1 protein-coding gene is annotated in these 2,341 nt (G+C 78.0%); it reads right to left on the reverse strand.

Annotated features, from left to right (window positions below):
- Nucleotides 1–2,248 (reverse strand): helicase-associated domain-containing protein (locus K6I34_RS35800; RefSeq protein ID WP_229332203.1); only part of this gene is annotated, 2,248 nt, incomplete at its 3' end.
- Between the last annotated feature and the right edge of the window lie 93 nt (nucleotides 2,249–2,341).

Raw genomic sequence — 2,341 nt, forward strand, 5'->3', positions numbered from 1 at the left:
GGGCGGCGCTGGGGGTGGGCTTGCGTTCGGCGGTCGCGGCCATGTCGCCCGCGCGGATGGCGCGTACGGCAGCGGCCAGCAGCGTCGCGTCGGGCGCGGGCGGGCCCTCCTGCACCGGTGCCGGGGCCGTGCGCGGCGGGGTGCGGTGGGCGTCGGCGCGGGTGATCAGGACGTCGCCCTCGGCGGACTCCGCCGCGGGCGCGTAACCCATCTCCCGCAGGCCGTCGAGGAGCGTGTCGGGGGACACCTGCGCGGCCAGGACCGTCGGGGCGAGGCGGCGCAGCCGCAGCGGGGCCGAGCGGCGGTCGGCGACGATCTCGGCGAGTGCGGCCTCGTCGTCGCAGCGCACGTACGACGCGGCCGCGCCCACCCGCAGATGGCCGTGGCGGCGCGCCACGTCGTCGACGAGGTAGGCGAGCGGCTGCGGCACGGGCGTGCGCGAGTGGGCCGTCAGGAAGGACTTCAGGTCGTCCGCCGTACGGCCCGCGTCCAGCGCTCGCCGCACGGAGCCCGGCGTGAAGCGGTAGACCGTGGCACCGCCACGGGACTCGATGTCCGCGAGCACGCCCAGCGTCTGCGCGAGCGGCCGGACCAGCGGGCCGGGCGCGACGGCCGTGAGGTCGGCCTGGAGCAGGATGTGGTCGAGCGGCTCGGGCAGCAGCGGGGCGAGCAGCTCCGCGGCCCGCACGCCCGCGGCGCCCAGTTCCACGTCGGTGAGCGGACGCCAGACGGGTCGCAACGGGCCGGTGTCCTCCTCGGCCGCGGGCGGCAGCAGGGCGCGGCCGTGGGCGGAGAGCGCACCGCGGTTGGTCACGCCGAGGAGCTCCGCCTCGGTGAGCGCCCAGCGGGCGAGCCGGGTGCGCAGGTCCTCCTCCGGACCGGTGGCCGTACGCGGCGGGCGTTCCCACCGCAGCCGCGCCAGGACCGGCTCCTGCGGCACCGAGGCACCGGGCGGCAGCGTGGCGAGGAGCGCGAGGACCCGGTGCCGGGTCTCGGGGGCCGGGGCGCGGTCCAGGTCGGGGCCGAGCGCGGCGAGCGTACGGGCCTTGGCGTCCCGGCCGCCGACGAGACCGGCCGCACGGGTCGCCGTGAGCCACGCCGTGGCCAGCCGGGTCCAGCGCTGCGCGGTGGGCAGCTCCAGCCACTCGTCGTACGCGGGCGTCGGCGCGTACCGCTCGTCCACGTCACCGTCGGAGGCCAGCAGCCCGGCCGCGTACGCCAGTTCCGCCCAGAACGCGGCCAGCGGCTCCGTGGTGTCCAGGAGCGCCGCCGTCCGCTTGAGGTCGCGTACGGCCAGGCCGCCCGCGCGCAGCACCAGCGGGCCGCCTGTCTCCCACTCCTTGAGCAACTCCTCGACCGTCGCCAGGGCCGTGAACGCCTGCCCGGCCGCCGTCGCGTCGACCGTCCGCTCCGCGTGCTCCGTGACCGGCGCGAGCTCCGGCGCCACCGGCTCGGGCGTACGGTGCGCCCGGCCCGCCCGCAGGTGCAGGGCCACCTCGCGGGGCAGGACGACGTTGCCGGTGGTCGCGGGCAGCAGCAGGCCACGGTCCAGCAGCCAGCGCAGGTGCGGGGCCGGGTGCGCGGTCACCGTGCCGTACGGCGGGCCCCACCGCAGCCTGCCGAGCACGGCCGTCGCCTCCGCGGGCGCGCCGGCCAGCAGGGCCGCCATCCGCGTACGGTCCTCGAACAGCTCGGTCAGCGCGGTGACCGCCGTCACCGGGTCGTGCGTCGTCGGCAGCCCGGCGGCCGTGATGATCTGCTGGATCCGGCCCGGCGACATGCCCGCCGTCGCCTCCGCGACGGACGGGCCCAGGCCGGTGGGGGACGGGCGCGTGGCGCCGGGCGCGAGCAGTTCGCGGGCGGTGCGCACCAGCCGCAGCCGGTCGTCGCCGCCCCACACCAGGGCCTGGCCGCGCAGCACGGCCACAGCCCGCGGCAGCTCGCGCGCGACGCACGGGTCGTCGGGCGCGTCGCCGCTCATCAGGGCGTCCAGCGTGGCGTACGGGCAGGGGTCCGGGGCGACGGCCAGGGCCTCGGCCACCTGGAGCGCGAACCGGTCCAGGTGGTCCAGCGCCCGGACGACGGACCCGCGCGTGCCCGCACGGGTGGCCAGCTGGGTGAGGTCGCCGGGCACCGGATTGATCAGATCGGGCCGGGCGAGCAGCAGGGCGGCGAGCTCGTCGTCGGGCCGGGCACGCAGCTCTTCCGCGAGGGTCCGGGGGGCGGCGGGGGGCCGCGACGTGGTCATTCTGCTTACGGTACCGCGACGCGTTTGCGCTGCGCTTGCGTCTGCGGGTTCGTTGTGGCTGGTCGCGCAGTTCCCCGCGCCCCTGGGTTGTGT

The sequence above is a fragment of the Streptomyces sp. UNOC14_S4 genome (assembly GCF_020740835.1).
Lineage (GTDB): Bacteria > Actinomycetota > Actinomycetes > Streptomycetales > Streptomycetaceae > Streptomyces.